Here is a 14,546-nt window from a genome sequence, read left to right on the forward strand (position 1 = left end):
GGCTGCCCATGAAAAGCAATCAAAAAGCAAGCTATTCGACGCGGTTTACCTCAAACCCTTTCTTGACCAACATCGCCTGAACGCTGTTCTTGCCAACCAGATGTCCTGCGCCCACAGCGATGAAGGGGGTGCCGGGCCGCTTCATCAATGCGTCTATCTGTCGCGCCCAATTGCGGTTGCGGTCATAAAGCAGCGGATGGGCAAGCGCGGGTGCTTTTCCGAATTCGGCGGTGAACGTGTCCCCGATCCGCTCAATATCACCGCGCAGCCAGGCCGCCAGCATCGCCTGATATTGATCGGTGGCGCTGTCTGCCTCCTCAACGACCTGTGTCAACAACGCCCGTTGCGCGTCTTCAGGCAGAGTGTCGAATATACCAAGCTGCCCTTCCACCGTTTCAAGGCCGATGACAGGCTTGCCCTTTTCCAGAAAACGGGTGCTCAACAACCGTTCGACGCCCGCTCCCGCCCGCAATTTCAAATCCTCTTGCGCGCTTGCTGACAACAATAAGGCCGCCGCCCAGCTCTCATAGGGCGCAAGCGTTTGTTCTGTGGCCCCCATCCGCGCCATCAGCGCTTGCAACGCAGCGCGCCGTTCTGTCGGAACGCGCTGCGCTATGCCGGGAAGGTCGGGCGATCTGCCGAGTTGTTCGAATATCGCCGCCGTGCGCTTTTCATTTTCCAGTCCCGCCGCTTCCAGAACCAACAGGTCGGATTGCGCCACTGCCTTTGTGATTGCGGGGGATTCCCAGCTTACGTCCTCCGGCAGCATATGGACTGTGCCGAACAGCCATGCCTTGTGGCCATCCTTTGCGATCGTCCACAAAGCGGGGGAGGGCGCTTCCGTTCCATCCTTCGGCTCTGTCCCGCACGCGCCCAAAAACGCGGCCAGCCCAAGCCAGAAAAGCAGATAACGACGCATTATTGCTATGTAAGCCGCCAGTAACTGAGGTCAACGTTCAGGCATACAGCAATTGAAGGCCTTTCTCACTGTTCATTCGTGGTGAGGAACCCGCGTTGCCTGTATCCCCAACGCTTTCAAATAATCCTGTACGCTTTTTTCACCCGCCAGATGTCCCGCGCCGACCGCGATGAATATCGTGCCGGGCGTATCCAGCATCGTCTTGATCTGTCCCGCCCAGTTCTGATTGCGCTGGAACAGCAATGTTTCGGCCAGTTCCGGCGTTGCTTCCAGCGATTCATTCATTTTGTCGGCAAGACCTTCGGGGTTGCCTGCACTCCAGTCATTGACCAGCTCGCCAAAATCCTTGTCTACATCGGGCAGGCCATCGACCGTGGCATTCAGGAATGCGATTTGCTGGTCTTCGGGCAGGCCGTTGAAAAAGCCCAGCTGCTGTTCGGGTGTTTCCAGGGCGCCTATGGATTTGCCTGCCGCCTTGGCCGCGGCGTTCAGCACCTTGTCTGCGCCCAGTTCCGCATCGTAACCCAGCTTGCCCAATGGCGCGATGGCCAGCGTGATGCCGACCATCCACGGCTTGTATCGCTCCAACGCCTGATAAGGAATGCCGACAGTGGTCATCGCCGCCAGATATTTGGCCTTGGCATCCGCATCCAGTTTCTCACTGAGCGGCGGCCCATCAAGATCGATCGCAAGCGATGCGACCTTTGCGGTCATCGATCCGGCCTCCGGTTCGATAATTTCCGTCACCAGCTTGTCCGACTTGTCGAATGCCTCGCCGATTTCATCGTCAAACCACACGGTTCCGGGCTTCAGGACATGGACCGTGCCGAACAGATAGATGCTGGTATCCTCATCCTTCACCACCCACAGCGCTGGATCGGCGCTGGCGGGATCGACCGTTTGCACCGGCGCGACGGGGGCGCTTGCACAGGCCGACAGGGCAAGCGCAAAAGCCAGCATGAAGGCGGGAACGGGAAATTTCATGAAGGATCGGCTCCTGTGCGCGAAAATGCGGTCGCCCGGGTCTATCGCGGACGCGCCAGCAATCAAGGACTTTCACGACGCTCCAGTTGTTCGCTTGGCTTGACCCGCCGCTCGCCATGCGCCAAAGCGGCGCGCGAAAAGTCATTTCTGTTGCACATGCGAAGGCTAATGCAGGTGGGCGAAAAGAAACCCCTGAGTTTTCAAGACCTGATCCTGACTCTCCATGCATATTGGAGCAGGCAGGGCTGTGTGATTCTTCAGCCTTATGACATGCGCGTGGGCGCGGGCACTTTTCACCCGGCCACGACTTTGCGTGCGCTTGGCCCCGACGCATGGAATTGCGCCTATGTGCAGCCCAGCCGCCGCCCGACGGATGGCCGCTATGGCGAAAACCCCAACCGTTTGCAGCATTACTACCAGTATCAGGTAATCATGAAACCCTCGCCGCCGGACCTTCAGGCGCTGTATCTGGGCAGTCTTGAGGAAATCGGCATCGACCCGCTGCTGCACGACATTCGTTTTGTCGAGGATGACTGGGAAAGCCCGACACTCGGCGCCTGGGGCCTTGGCTGGGAAGTATGGTGCGACGGCATGGAAGTGACACAGTTCACTTATTTCCAGCAAATGGGCGGTTTCGACTGCAAGCCCGTCGCGGGCGAACTCACCTACGGCCTCGAACGCCTCGCCATGTATATTCAGGGCGTCGACAGTGTGTACGACCTTAAATTCAATGATGCTGGCGTCACCTATGGCGACGTATTCCTCGAAAATGAGAAGCAATTCTCCCAATGGAATTTCGAGGTCGCCGATACCGAAAAGCTCTTCCAATGGTTCCGCGACGCCGAAGCCGAATGCAAGAGCTGCATAGCGCAGGACCTGCCGCTCCCCGCCTATGATCAGGCGATCGAGGCCAGCCACATCTTCAACCTGCTGCAAGCTCGCGGCGTGATTTCGGTCGCCGAACGCGCCGCCTATATGGGCCGGGTCCGCGATCTGGCCAAAGGATCGTGCGAGGCGTGGATGCGCAAGAACGGGTGGGCGGAATGACCATTATCTCCATCGTCATTCCGGCGAAGGCCGGAATCTCCAGCAGTATGGCACACAGCCTGCCGCACGAGACCCCGGCCTTCGCCGGGGTGACGGCCTGTGGGGGCCGTCATGACTGACTTCCTCCTCGAACTCCTGTCGGAAGAAATCCCCGCGCGCATGCAGGCGAAGGCGTCGGATGACCTTGCCCGCATGTTCACGGAAAAGCTGGCTGAAGCGGGGCTGAAGGCCGAGCGGTTGACGAGTTACGTCACGCCCCGTCGCCTCGCGCTGATTGCACACGGCCTGCCGCTTGAAACGCAAGCGGTAACGGAAGAACGCAAAGGCCCCCGCGCCGACGCACCCGCGCAGGCACTCGAAGGCTTCCTGCGGTCCACCGGCCTGACCCGTGACCAGCTTGTCGAGCGCGCGGATGCGAAGGGCAATGCGATCCTCTTTGCCGTCATCGAAAAACCGGGTCGCGCCACGGCGGACGTGATTGCGGAGATCGTGCCCGCCATCGTCCGCGCCTTCCCCTGGCCCAAATCGATGCGCTGGGGCAAGGCCAGCCAGACTACGGAAAGCCTCCGCTGGGTCCGCCCGCTACAGGGCATCATCGCGCTGTTGGGCGACGATGTGGTGGATTTCGAAATCGATGGCGTCTGTTCGGGCAGCGCTACCGTCGGCCATCGCTTTCACCATCCGGGCGCGATCACGATCGGCAACGCCCATGATTATGCCGAAAAACTGCGTCTGTGCCATGTCATCGTGGATCAGAAAGAACGCCAGCAACTTATTGAAGAAAAAGCAAAAGCTGCTGCCAAGGCCGCTGGTCTGACGCTGGTGGACGACAAGGGACTGGTGGCCGAAAATGCGGGTCTGACCGAATGGCCGGTGCCCCTTTTGGGCCATTTCGACCCCGCATTTCTGGAAGTCCCGCCAGAGGTGATCCAGCTCACCATGCGCACCAACCAGAAATATTTCGCGGTGCAGGATGCAAACGGCAAACTCGCCCCCGCCTTCATCTGCACCGCCAACATTGACGCGCATGACGGCGGCAAAGCCATTGTGGCAGGCAACCAGAAAGTGCTGGCCGCGCGCCTGTCCGATGCCCGTTTCTTCTGGGAACAGGACCGCAAGACCAGTCTGGCGGACCACGCGAAAAAACTCGACCGCATCGTTTTCCACGAAAAGCTGGGTACGGTAGCGGACAAGGTCGACCGCATAGCGAAATTGGCACGATGGCTGGTGGAAGAAGGCATCATAAAGCCCTCTCCCCTTCAGGGGAGAGGGTTGGGAGAGGGGGCTGTCCCCACCTCCAGCGCTCCATCAAGTTCGCAGGACAGCCCCCACACCCCAACCCTCTCCCCTGAAGGGGAGAGGGAGCAACTGGCAAACATGGCCGAACAGGCAGCCCGTCTCTGCAAGGCCGATCTCGTCACCGAAATGGTCGGAGAATTCCCTGAACTTCAAGGTCTTATGGGCGGATATTACGCCCGCGCCGAAGGATTGCCAGCGGAAGTCGCCAACGCCATCCGCGACCATTACAAGCCGGTCGGGCACGGCGACGACGTGCCCACCGATCCGGTCACAGTGGCGGTGAGCTTGGCGGATAAGCTGGATACGTTGGTCGGCTTTTTTGGTGAGGGAATGCCGCCCACGGGTTCGAAGGATCCATTTGCACTGAGGCGTGCAGCTCTAGCCATTCTACAATTGTTGCAAGTTAACGAGTTACGGGCAAATCTTACGGTCGTTCTGATCGCCGCCTCCTTTCAACATTATAAGCAAGAGGTTAAAGCCCTCAAGACTGACTTTGTAGAAGACGTCTACCTTGCTCTATCCGATGCCCTAGGAAAGACTCCTGACCTCGGCATCTTGCTCGAAGTTCTTCGGAGACGAGATTTAACGCCCGAAAATGAGCAAATTGTTGAAGCCTATCATTCGGCCGTGGAAGAACTCCTCGACTTCTTCGCCGACCGCCTCAAAGTCCAGCAACGCGAAGCAGGAGTCCGCCACGACCTCATCGACGCCGTATTCGCCCTCGGCGGAGAGGATGACCTCGTCCGCCTGCTCGCCCGCGTGAAGGCGCTGCAATCCTTCGTCGCGACAGAGGACGGCGCGAACTTGCTCACTGGCTACCGCCGCGCCGCGAATATCCTGAAAAAGGAACAATTCGACGGCTCTCCCACAATTTCCCTTCCCTATGCGCCGGAAAATGAAGAAGCTGCGCTTATCGCCGCGCTGGACGTGGCGGAACCACGGGCGGCGGATGCAGTTAAGGCGGAGGACTTCGAAGGCGCGATGTCCGCGCTCGCTTTGTTGCGTGCGCCGATCGATGCCTTCTTTGACAAGGTGACGGTGAATGACGCTGATAAGGACAAACGCACGGCAAGATTGGGCATCCTCATACGTGTTCGCAATGCCGTCCATCAAGTAGCTGATTTTTCAAGAATTGAAGGTTGATTGGGTGGCGAACGCATGGGCGTCACAACCCTAAACTTCCTAAACTTCCAGGCCCATGGCCTGACTTCATCAATGTAGGGATGAGAGTTAGATGACCAAATATGTGTACCGTTTCGGTGGGAATGTGTCCGACGGCGGTAATGGCGATAAGAACCTCCTTGGGGGCAAGGGCGCCAATCTGGACGGCATGGCTTCCATCGGCCTGCCGGTGCCTCCTGGTTTCACTATCACCACCGAGATGTGCACTCGTTATTACGAGGAAGGGGAAACCTATCCCGAAAGCCTCTATGAACAGGTGAAGGCGGGCATCGCGCATATTGAGGGCGTGACCGGCAAGCGTTTTGGCGATGCATCCGATCCGTTGCTCGTATCCGTTCGTTCGGGTGCCCGCGTTTCCATGCCGGGCATGATGGACACCGTCCTTAACCTTGGCCTGAATGACGAAACCGTTGCGGGCCTTGCCGCCATCAGTGGCGATGAACGCTTTGCCTGGGACAGCTATCGTCGCTTTGTTCAGATGTATGCCGACGTCGTCCTCGGCCTCGACCATGGTGCGTTCGAAGAAGCGCTGGAGATTGCCAAGGAAAACAACGGCTACGCGCTCGATACCGAAATGAGCGCAGATGACTGGAAGGCATTGGTCGCGGAATACAAGAAAATCGTTCAGGACGAATGGGGCAAACCCTTTCCCCTTGATGTACATGATCAGCTTTGGGGTGCGATCAGCGCGGTTTTTGGTAGTTGGCAGGCCGACCGCGCCAAAGTGTATCGCCGCATCAATTCCATTCCCGGTGATTGGGGAACGGCCGTCAATGTGCAGGCGATGGTGTTCGGCAATATGGGCGACACATCGGCCACAGGCGTTGCCTTCACGCGCGATCCGGCGACCGGCGAAAACATCTATTATGGCGAGTTCCTGATCAACGCGCAGGGCGAAGATGTCGTCGCGGGCATCCGCACACCCCAATATCTGACCCGTCAGGCGCGGGAGCGGGCAGGGGCAAAGCCGCTGTCGATGGAAGAGGCAATGCCCGAAACCTTTGCCGAACTGGTGAAGGTCTTCAACATTCTCGAAACCCATTACCGCGACATGCAGGACATCGAGTTCACGGTGCAGCAGGGCAAGCTCTGGATGCTCCAGACGCGTTCGGGCAAGCGCACCGCAAAGGCGGCCCTGAAAATTGCTGTCGATATGGCCAATGAGGGGCTGATAACTGAAGAAGAGGCGATTGCCCGCGTCGACCCTGCCGCGCTCGACCAGCTTCTTCATCCCACGCTCGATCCCAAGGCGCCGCGCGATGTGCTGACCAAGGGGCTGCCCGCCTCTCCGGGTGCGGCAAGCGGCATCATCGTGTTCGATGCAGACGCTGCCGAGCGCCGGGCGGAACTTGGCGAAGCGGTCATCCTGGTCCGCATCGAAACCAGCCCGGAAGACATTCACGGCATGCACGCGGCCAAGGGCATACTGACCGCGCGTGGCGGTATGACGTCACATGCCGCCGTGGTGGCGCGCGGCATGGGCCGTCCTTGCGTTTCGGGCGCTGGCGGGCTGTCCATCGACGCGAAGAACTGCGTCCTTAATGTCGGCGGCCGCAAGCTGGTCGAAGGCGATACCATCACCATCGACGGTTCGTCGGGCGAAGTGATGGCGGGCGAAGTTCCCACCGTGCAGCCTGAATTGGCTGGCGACTTCGGGACGCTGATGGTCTGGGCCGACAAGGTCCGCCGCCTGAAGGTGCGTGCCAATGCCGAAACGCCGCAGGATTGCCAGGTCGCACGCGAATTCGGCGCGGAGGGCGTTGGTCTGTGCCGCACGGAACATATGTTCTTTGACGCCGCCCGCATCACCGCTGTCCGCCAGATGATCCTTGCGGACAGTGAGAAAGGCAGACGGGAGGCACTTGCCAAGTTGCTGCCCGAACAGCGCAGCGACTTCACCGAAATCTTCCGTGTGATGGCAGGCCTGCCTGTTACCATCCGCCTGCTCGATCCGCCGTTGCACGAATTCCTGCCCCATGGCGAGGCGGAGTTCGCTGAAGTGGCCGAAGCCGCAGGCATCGGTGTGGACGCCTTGAAGCGTCGCGCCGCCGAACTGCATGAATTCAATCCCATGCTCGGCCACCGTGGCTGTCGCCTGGGCGTTACTTATCCTGAAATCTATGAAATTCAGGCCCGCGCCATATTTGAAGCGGCGATTGATGTTGCCAATGAATCGGGCGATGCGCCAATTCCTGAAGTCATGATCCCGCTGGTTGCCACGCGCAAGGAACTGGAACTGATGAAGGCGGTCGTCGACAATGCCGCGCAAGCGGTGTTTGCTGAAAAAGGCCGGACCATAGAATATCTCGTCGGCACGATGATCGAGCTGCCTCGCGCGGCATTGAAAGCCGCAGAAATCGCGGAAGTCGGTGAGTTCTTCTCCTTCGGCACCAATGATCTGACGCAGACGACCATCGGCATCAGCCGCGACGATGCGGGCCGATTCCTGACGCAATATGTCGACAAGGGCATCTTTCCCCGCGACCCGTTCGTTAGTCTGGATATTGAAGGCGTCGGCCAGCTTATCGAACTCGCGGTGGAGCGCGGACGTGCGACCCGCCCGGACATCAAGCTGGGCATTTGCGGGGAGCATGGCGGCGACCCGGCGTCGATTGCTTTCTGCGAGAAAACGGGCCTGGATTACGTCTCGGCATCTCCCTATCGCGTACCTATCGCACGGCTCGCAGCAGCGCAGGCTGCATTGCAGGCCAGGGGATAAATATTACGAAAATGGGCAAAAAGGGGGTTGCCAGAACCAGCGCCCCCGCCTATTTGCGGCACTCCCAAGCGCCCGTAGCTCAGCTGGATAGAGCATCAGACTACGAATCTGAGGGTCGGGCGTTCGAATCGCTCCGGGCGCACCATTTTCCCTTTAAAATCAAGAGATTATCGACAGTTCTAGGGCGTGCTTGTGTCCGCCGCGAATCCGTGTCCGCGCTATGTCCGATATGGACGGCTCACAAAAAACGCCCCAGCCGAAGCCAGGGCGCATGGTGATGGTGGTGGGCAGTTTTAGGCGGCGGCGGGTTGCGCTTCGACGGCGAGGCGCTCCACCATGTCCAGCGCCATGGATATGTCGCCGTATTTTTCCAGCCCCGGGTCCAGTGCCCGTGCGTCGGCGGTCAGGCGGTCGAGCAGGAAGTTTCCCATCTCTTGCTTGATGCGATCATCCTCGACGACCGGCAGGCCCTGAAAGGCTTCCATCTCATCGATGGCGTATAGTGTGGCGTTGGCAGCGTGCCCGAATTTTTCCAGTTTCGCGCCATGCTCCAGCGCTTCCCTGATCGTTTCCAGTTGCGGCGCGGTGATGACATAGGTGGGGCCGTCATCCGGCAATACCCGCTTGAGAACTGCGTCGATGCGGGCAGCCATTGCCTCATCGGATTCCGGGTGTAGAGTTTCTGTAGCCATTATAACCTCCATGGGGTTGTGTGGTGAGAGCCGGGGTAAGGTAGCCTCCTTGCCTCGGTTCGCTTTTTCGAGTACCAGAAAATAATGACCCAAGCAATAACTGGTACGAGAAAAAAGGGAAGGCCGCCGACAGGAGCGGTGTCTATCCATTTGCGCATAGAACCCGATCAGTTGAAAGCCCTGGACGAATGGGCTTCGGATCAGGACGACCCGCCGAAATCTCGCCCGGACGCAATCAGGCGGATATTGGTAGAGAAACTGGGCGCATGAACCAAGAAGGCATTGGTTTAGGTAAATTCTCCGTCCGGTTCATCGAGTTCATGCTCTTCTGGAATCACTGCGAGTTGTCAGCACGACAAATCTTGCAGTTGCTCCTTGGTGAAGGCGAAACTGCGATGGCTGTTGCCGCTGAAATCAAAAACCAGCCTCTCTGTGACGCTTTGCGCGCGGCGGGGCGCGACAAGAAATTTTCGCACATCCGACAGCACATCGATCATTTCGTGACGGGCTATCGGGTCATGGTGGATTATCGGAACTATTACGTTCACGGCATTTTCGGAGTGAAGGCAGGCGTAGGCGGCTTGCTCTCATTGAGTGGCAAGGGCGGGCGGTTAAAATACCATCAGGATACCCTCACGATTGAAAAGCTGGCGGAAATGTCGTCGCATCTCCACATGCTCATGGCCTACGGCGCGGCGCTCCAGAAGGAATTAGGGGCGCAAGGCGATGGCATTGAGAGCCTTGTCAGCACCTATTCAGGCTCTTTGGAAAAACCAAAATGGCCCCCAGAATTGAAGAAACTACCACGCTACATTCAGGAGCCTTAAGCCGCCGCCTTCTGCCCGACCTGATCGGGATATTCATGCAGAACCGTGTGTGTGATCCCATCGCGGGTCACGGCAGTAAGAACGATCTCGCCAGCGACGGCGCTGCATCCTTCCGCGATACCGCCCCAGCCCCCGCATTTGCGGCGCTGAGCCTCCACCATGGGCATGACATCCCGGTGCGGATCGAAGAACGACGGATCGGCCAGATTGACCGGTCCATCATACACCTCCCCCATCGCCAGGAGCGGCATCAGGACCACCGGGGCAGGATAGAGAACCCAGGGCTTCTTGTCGCTCGGGCCGCCAGAATCAGCCGTGAAAAAGGTCATTCCCAGCGCCCGCTGGAGCTTGTGCGAATAGAAGCCGATGACGAACCGGGACCACCTTTCCGAATTATCCAACCCTGAAGACGCATAAGCGTCCTTCACGATGCCGGGCAGCCGGGCCAGCATTTCAATCTGACTCCAGCCTTTACGATCAGGCCATTTCTGAAGTTCCCGCGCAAGATAGCCGAGATGCAGCGAACCCACGGACGCAATCGCAATCGACTGGTCGGCCAGTTCCATGGCCTTGGGATAGAACCCGATAATGGTCCCGTCCTTCCGGAAATAGCCGGAGTCGGTGGCGATGTAGGCCGCGTCGGGCTGTACGATGAGATTAGCCATCGACATGACCAAACTCCCTGGACTGGAAATAATCGGGGTGTGCCTGGGCAGGGAAATAGGCGTATTCCACCCCCGCATCCTCACCCATCGTCCTGACGAAGCCTGAGAAAGCTTCATTGTCGCGAACCCGCAACCTGGACGCAGCAGCGGCTTCGCCCAACTGGTCGATGATGGCCGCGTCGTTCAGGGCCGCATCGGCCTGACGGATGCGTTGCACCAGCCTTACCGCAGGACGGGACGAAATTGAGAAGCCTTCACCAGCCCCACGAAGGCCACCGCCCATGCCAGCGCCAGCTATCGCCCCGGCAAAGCCTTGCTCCAGCGCTTCACCAAGATCAAAACCACGTTCCGTCCCGACCGTGCCACCAGCATATTCAATCCCGGATTGCAGAAATTCGGTCGTCGCCTCACCGGCCGCTGCCTGCCCGACCCGCTTTAATGCCGTCTTTCCGACGCCCCCAAAGATCGATTGGATACCAAGGCGCTCCAGATAACCGCTCAGGGCCGCAGCAGGCAGCGCCGTGCCCAAATCGCCTATGGTGGCGTCCCCTCGCGCATCATTCTCGGCGCGGTCCTGTGCGATGTTACCAGCCTGGCCAATGACGTAGAGCGGAAGGGAAAGGCCAGCCACGGCCATGCCTGGGAGGGAACCAACCCCTTGATCGAGAACAAAGCCGCCAACAGCGCCTACGCTTCTGCGGTCCTTCACATCCTGCCAGGTGGTTTCCCCAGCAATATCAGTTGACGAGGCCCCACGGAAGATGCGCGCACGCGCCCGAGACGCCGCCGCGTCTGTCTGTGCGCGCCTGCGGTTCTCTTCACTGGTCCACGGGAGGGGATTATCTGCGGACCATTCCTGCAACGCGGACCGTGCCCGCGCAGCACCGTGATCCGCGATATAGACGCCGCGCTTGAACATATCCCCCATTCGATCAAAGAAACCACTGCCGGTAAGGAAGTCCACTTTGTCGGCTTCCACTTTGCGCCGCATGGCAGCACCTATCTTGCCCAGGCTGTCATAATCATCCGCAGCCGCCGCCAGATTGCGCGGGTCCGCCGACCATTTGCCGATAGCGGGGTATTGCCGTATCAACTCTTGGTTTTTCCTGATGGCCTCTTGCTGTTCAAAGGTTTGTAATTGCCCTTCGACAATCTGCGCCGGAACGCCAAACTGCCGCGACAGCGTGTTTGCACGCGCTGTCTTTTCCGGGTCAGCGGATTGCCTTAGTTGGACCGAAGTGCGCGCGGCCCTATCCTCGGCCCATAGGCTGTCAAGCGGGTCGCCGTCAGGCTGCTCCGGTTCCGGGCCTTCATAGCGGTATTTCGAGACAAGATCAGTCATTCCGGCAACTCCGTCACTTCATCGACCGACAGATGGACCTTGCCATCCTCACCGCGCCAGAGATGGAAGTCCAGATCAGCCACGAGATGGCCCAGGACGCCGAAGGAAAGGGCGGGAGGAAGACCAATCTTTTCGGCATATGCAGCCAGCTCATCGGCCGTCCCCTCCCATTCAACCTTGCCCGTCACGCCGCCAGCTTCCGATACAGCGCAATCTTCGCGCCGGTCGAAAGGCGCTCATGCCAGTCGAGAAAGGCGTCAATGTCGCCCTCAGTGTCCAGCGCATCCACCACCCTGAGTAACCGCGCCTTCACCACAGCATGAAGGCGGCGGGCGTCCTGCCCCCATTCAGCCACGAGAACAGCCCCCTCCGGCAACCCGGCGAAATATGCTACGTCGTCATCATCCGACCAGTCCACCGCTGGTCGGCTCGACAACAGTTCATGGATGCAGGCCCTCGCCACATCATCAGGCAGGCTCTCGAAGCTGGATGTGATCGCAGCCGATCCGATGCCCCCATGCCAAGAAGCACGTCAGCGGCCCCGCGCGACGCATCGAGATACGTGTTGTAGCCCGCCGTCGTTCCATGTTCAGCCGCATATTCGGCTGGGCCAAAGACCTCCAGCACTTCGCCGCCGCCATCATCCCCGGCCGGAGCCGTCACTTCGCCCTTTTGGGTTTGCAATTCGCGATACCGCGCCTGCTTGGCCTCATCGTTCCAATAGGCCTGCGTGCCCATCTCGCTTTCGATTGCTGCCGACTCGGACAGGATCGAGGGAAGGTTGGCGATGTAGGAAACGTTCCTCATTGCATCACCGGACGCGGCTGTGCGCGCTGCCAGGCTGCAATAGCGATGGACTCCAGACCATGCCCGCGCTCAACAGCGAAGCCGTCAGACTGGCGAATGACGCACCATCCCGACCCGGCGCGGTATTCGGCATGGAAGCCGGGCGCTACCGGCGTGTGGGTGGAGCCGATGCCCTTGCGGGTGAAAACCTTGCGGGGACTGCATTCGACTTCGCCATGACGCACGGCCTCTACGACAAGCTCCATCTCCCAACTTTCATCCGGGGCCAGGACCGTCACAATATCATGCCGCGCGAATTGCCGGGCAAGCTGCGCGAAGAAATCAGGATAGCGGACATCCTCTTGCGTCGTTCCCAAAGGGGCCTGAAGAAACCAGCGGCGGCGATGCTGTTCTTCCAGCTTCATGGCATGGCGATCAGCGCGAGGGCGCTTGATCTCGACAGGTGCAGCGGTCTTTTCAGCGGTAGCGGATAGTGTCATGTCAGTTTCCTTGCTTTGACCGCTGCGACGACATCGCCATAGCGGTCTGAGAGATTCAGGGTCGAGGCGGCATAAATCCCCGCGATCCTGTCGTTGTCTTCAGCGGTGAAGACTTCGACCCCTAGAGCCGAGGCCTTGGTCCGCAATTCGCCTGCCGCGATCTGTGCAGATCTAAGTGAGAGTTCGAAGTTTCGGATGGCGTTGCTGTATTCGCCGAGAATTTTAGAGGTCATGTTCAGCTTTCCCTTTCGTTGAGGCCGCAACAGCCCGGATTTCAGATTTCGTCTTGTCCCACTCTGGCTTGGGAGGGATGCCGCGCCAGTAGATATTCCCGAACCTGCCCGGTTCGTGCAGGCGGGCCATCTCAGCTCCCATCGAGCGCGACAGGGCTGAGCGAAGGGCGTACTTGTCCAGGATCATTGGCCGTCCAATTCCGGCTGCGCGCATATGGACACTCAGTCGCTGGGCGGACGCCAACATGGCCTCAATGGCATCGGCGGCCCCGGAAAACATCTTCTCGACCTTGGCGACTGCCTTGAGCAGATCGGCGGCTTCGCTCTCGGCTGCGGTGCGGGATAGCTCGCGAGCGTCCTCCGCCTGAAGCGCAGCGGCCTTGCGGTCACGCCGTACCGTCTCAGCCTCCGCAGCGGAGAGGGCCTCCAGTTCATGCCGCAGGGCCGCGATGGGGGCAGGATCGAAGGGCTTGCCATCAAGCACCGCCGCGCCCTGTTCGGCCTCCAGGTCGGCCAGGAGGGCATTGGCGGACTCGATCCGATCAGCGATGGGGATGGCTTCAGCCTGCATTGTGGTTTCCTTTGCGTAGGAGGGCGACATTCTCACCGGCTTCACCGGCTGCAATTCGTTCATCCAGCGCCTGGGTGCCCTGCTTCAGCACGAACGCAAGGCGCTTGGCGATGTCCAGTTTGCCCGCTCGGGTTGCAAGGTCGAGGTCGGCGTTATCAGCCATCGGCTGGCCTGTGCTGCTATCGACGGAGGCGGCAGGCAGAAGCTTGTCGATCAGTATCTTCGCCGCCGCCGCACGCTCCTGAAGGGTAGGGTAGGTGTATTGTGCCTCACTGGGGCCAGCCTGAGGGCCAACGCGGATCTTCACGCCGCGACTGATATCGCAAAGCAGTTCCAGCGGCTTGCCTCGCGCAAGGATGACCGAACGCATGTCGGTCGGGATCTTGTTCTTGCCACCGGGCTTGCGTCCCGATCCAGGCACCTTGCCGCCACCGGGCTTGCGCCCACGCTTCTTTGGCGCTGGCCTCAATTCATCTGTAAGGGCGGGCAGTTTTTCACTCATAATTAGAACCATAGTCAGAGGGGTATGCAAGTCAATGCTTTGGAAATCCAAGGATATATCGGTGAATGGCGTTCTGTGTCCGCAATATGTCCGCACCGAGAGGGATAGGGGGTGGCGATGCGCCGCGCTTTGTTGATTACCGCTGAGAGTTGACCCGGGAGGGATATAAATTTCCGTCGAGAACTGACCCATGTTTGAACCACCTCCGGACGCAGGTTTGGAGGCAACATGGAGTGATCGATATGGCATTATTGAGTGTAATCAGACGTTGGCATTTC

16 protein-coding genes and 1 tRNA gene are annotated in these 14,546 nt (G+C 59.3%); 5 read left to right on the forward strand and 12 right to left on the reverse strand.

The window, feature by feature from the left end; genetic code table 11:
* Positions 1–31: 31 nt before the first annotated feature.
* Positions 32–919, reverse strand: coding sequence for a TraB/GumN family protein (locus L3X40_RS10660; protein WP_237365624.1), 888 nt, complete (start codon positions 917–919; stop codon positions 32–34).
* 72 nt (positions 920–991) lie between these two features.
* Positions 992–1,903, reverse strand: a complete 912-nt coding sequence (locus L3X40_RS10665; protein WP_237365625.1) for a TraB/GumN family protein — start codon at positions 1,901–1,903, stop codon at positions 992–994.
* Positions 1,904–2,059: 156 nt separating this feature from the next.
* On the opposite strand from L3X40_RS10665, the gene L3X40_RS10670 reads away from it, so the two are divergent.
* The 4 genes from L3X40_RS10670 to L3X40_RS10685 all read left to right on the forward strand — a co-directional run bounded on the left by L3X40_RS10670 (position 2,060) and on the right by L3X40_RS10685 (position 8,295).
* Complete coding sequence (locus L3X40_RS10670; protein ID WP_445177176.1) at positions 2,060–2,950, forward strand: glycine--tRNA ligase subunit alpha; 891 nt, start codon at positions 2,060–2,062, stop codon at positions 2,948–2,950.
* Positions 2,951–3,061: 111 nt separating this feature from the next.
* Positions 3,062–5,392, forward strand: coding sequence for a glycine--tRNA ligase subunit beta (gene glyS, locus L3X40_RS10675; protein WP_237365626.1), 2,331 nt, complete (start codon positions 3,062–3,064; stop codon positions 5,390–5,392).
* 91 nt (positions 5,393–5,483) lie between these two features.
* Positions 5,484–8,150: a pyruvate, phosphate dikinase gene (gene ppdK, locus L3X40_RS10680; RefSeq protein ID WP_237365627.1), complete on the forward strand. Its 2,667-nt coding sequence runs from the start codon at positions 5,484–5,486 to the stop codon at positions 8,148–8,150.
* 68 nt (positions 8,151–8,218) lie between these two features.
* A tRNA-Arg gene (locus L3X40_RS10685) sits at positions 8,219–8,295 on the forward strand.
* Between the two features lie 148 nt (positions 8,296–8,443).
* On the opposite strand, the gene L3X40_RS10690 is transcribed toward L3X40_RS10685, so the two are convergent.
* Entirely contained in the window at positions 8,444–8,842 is a 399-nt protein-coding gene (locus L3X40_RS10690; RefSeq protein WP_237365628.1) for a hypothetical protein, read from the reverse strand.
* 266 nt (positions 8,843–9,108) lie between these two features.
* On the opposite strand from L3X40_RS10690, the gene L3X40_RS10695 reads away from it, so the two are divergent.
* Complete coding sequence (locus L3X40_RS10695) at positions 9,109–9,669, forward strand: hypothetical protein (protein WP_237365629.1); 561 nt, start codon at positions 9,109–9,111, stop codon at positions 9,667–9,669.
* Here the strand turns inward: L3X40_RS10695 and L3X40_RS10700 are convergent.
* The 9 genes from L3X40_RS10700 to L3X40_RS10740 are packed head-to-tail and all read right to left on the reverse strand — an operon-like array spanning position 9,666 to position 14,268.
* Complete coding sequence (locus L3X40_RS10700) at positions 9,666–10,340, reverse strand: hypothetical protein (RefSeq protein WP_237365630.1); 675 nt, start codon at positions 10,338–10,340, stop codon at positions 9,666–9,668. The genes L3X40_RS10695 and L3X40_RS10700 overlap by 4 nt on opposite strands.
* On the reverse strand, positions 10,327–11,676 hold the full coding sequence (locus L3X40_RS10705; protein ID WP_237365631.1) for a hypothetical protein: 1,350 nt from the start codon (positions 11,674–11,676) through the stop codon (positions 10,327–10,329). The genes L3X40_RS10700 and L3X40_RS10705 overlap by 14 nt, the downstream gene beginning before the upstream one ends.
* Entirely contained in the window at positions 11,673–11,864 is a 192-nt protein-coding gene (locus L3X40_RS10710; protein ID WP_237365632.1) for a hypothetical protein, read from the reverse strand. Before L3X40_RS10710 ends, L3X40_RS10705 begins: the two co-directional genes overlap by 4 nt.
* Positions 11,861–12,031, reverse strand: coding sequence for a hypothetical protein (locus tag L3X40_RS10715; protein WP_237365633.1), 171 nt, complete (start codon positions 12,029–12,031; stop codon positions 11,861–11,863). Before L3X40_RS10715 ends, L3X40_RS10710 begins: the two co-directional genes overlap by 4 nt.
* A 35-nt stretch (positions 12,032–12,066) precedes the next feature.
* Positions 12,067–12,483, reverse strand: coding sequence for a hypothetical protein (locus L3X40_RS10720; protein ID WP_237365634.1), 417 nt, complete (start codon positions 12,481–12,483; stop codon positions 12,067–12,069).
* On the reverse strand, positions 12,480–12,962 hold the full coding sequence (locus tag L3X40_RS10725) for a hypothetical protein (RefSeq protein WP_237365635.1): 483 nt from the start codon (positions 12,960–12,962) through the stop codon (positions 12,480–12,482). Before L3X40_RS10725 ends, L3X40_RS10720 begins: the two co-directional genes overlap by 4 nt.
* The gene (locus L3X40_RS10730) at positions 12,959–13,195 is read right to left on the reverse strand and encodes a hypothetical protein (protein WP_237365636.1); all 237 of its coding nucleotides are present in this window, start codon (positions 13,193–13,195) and stop codon (positions 12,959–12,961) included. Before L3X40_RS10730 ends, L3X40_RS10725 begins: the two co-directional genes overlap by 4 nt.
* Positions 13,185–13,766: a hypothetical protein gene (locus tag L3X40_RS10735; RefSeq protein ID WP_237365637.1), complete on the reverse strand. Its 582-nt coding sequence runs from the start codon at positions 13,764–13,766 to the stop codon at positions 13,185–13,187. Before L3X40_RS10735 ends, L3X40_RS10730 begins: the two co-directional genes overlap by 11 nt.
* Positions 13,756–14,268, reverse strand: a complete 513-nt coding sequence (locus tag L3X40_RS10740; protein WP_237365638.1) for a hypothetical protein — start codon at positions 14,266–14,268, stop codon at positions 13,756–13,758. The genes L3X40_RS10735 and L3X40_RS10740 overlap by 11 nt, the downstream gene beginning before the upstream one ends.
* Between the last annotated feature and the right edge of the window lie 278 nt (positions 14,269–14,546).

The organism is Rhizorhapis sp. SPR117 (assembly GCF_021742065.1).

What these genes read in the sequence shown, in the direction of transcription:
- L3X40_RS10700 (WP_237365630.1), bottom strand. Translation starts at nt 10,340, where the DNA reads ATGTCGATGGCTAATCTCATCGTACAGCCCGACGCGGCCTACATCGCC.
- ppdK (WP_237365627.1), top strand. Translation starts at nt 5,484, where the DNA reads ATGACCAAATATGTGTACCGTTTCGGTGGGAATGTGTCCGACGGCGGT.
- L3X40_RS10665 (WP_237365625.1), bottom strand. Translation starts at nt 1,903, where the DNA reads ATGAAATTTCCCGTTCCCGCCTTCATGCTGGCTTTTGCGCTTGCCCTG.
- L3X40_RS10660 (WP_237365624.1), bottom strand. Translation starts at nt 919, where the DNA reads ATGCGTCGTTATCTGCTTTTCTGGCTTGGGCTGGCCGCGTTTTTGGGC.
- L3X40_RS10740 (WP_237365638.1), bottom strand. Translation starts at nt 14,268, where the DNA reads ATGAGTGAAAAACTGCCCGCCCTTACAGATGAATTGAGGCCAGCGCCA.
- L3X40_RS10735 (WP_237365637.1), bottom strand. Translation starts at nt 13,766, where the DNA reads ATGCAGGCTGAAGCCATCCCCATCGCTGATCGGATCGAGTCCGCCAAT.
- L3X40_RS10670 (WP_445177176.1), top strand. Translation starts at nt 2,060, where the DNA reads ATGCGAAGGCTAATGCAGGTGGGCGAAAAGAAACCCCTGAGTTTTCAA.
- L3X40_RS10690 (WP_237365628.1), bottom strand. Translation starts at nt 8,842, where the DNA reads ATGGCTACAGAAACTCTACACCCGGAATCCGATGAGGCAATGGCTGCC.
- L3X40_RS10705 (WP_237365631.1), bottom strand. Translation starts at nt 11,676, where the DNA reads ATGACTGATCTTGTCTCGAAATACCGCTATGAAGGCCCGGAACCGGAG.
- L3X40_RS10695 (WP_237365629.1), top strand. Translation starts at nt 9,109, where the DNA reads ATGAACCAAGAAGGCATTGGTTTAGGTAAATTCTCCGTCCGGTTCATC.
- glyS (WP_237365626.1), top strand. Translation starts at nt 3,062, where the DNA reads ATGACTGACTTCCTCCTCGAACTCCTGTCGGAAGAAATCCCCGCGCGC.
- L3X40_RS10730 (WP_237365636.1), bottom strand. Translation starts at nt 13,195, where the DNA reads ATGACCTCTAAAATTCTCGGCGAATACAGCAACGCCATCCGAAACTTC.
- L3X40_RS10720 (WP_237365634.1), bottom strand. Translation starts at nt 12,483, where the DNA reads ATGAGGAACGTTTCCTACATCGCCAACCTTCCCTCGATCCTGTCCGAG.
- L3X40_RS10725 (WP_237365635.1), bottom strand. Translation starts at nt 12,962, where the DNA reads ATGACACTATCCGCTACCGCTGAAAAGACCGCTGCACCTGTCGAGATC.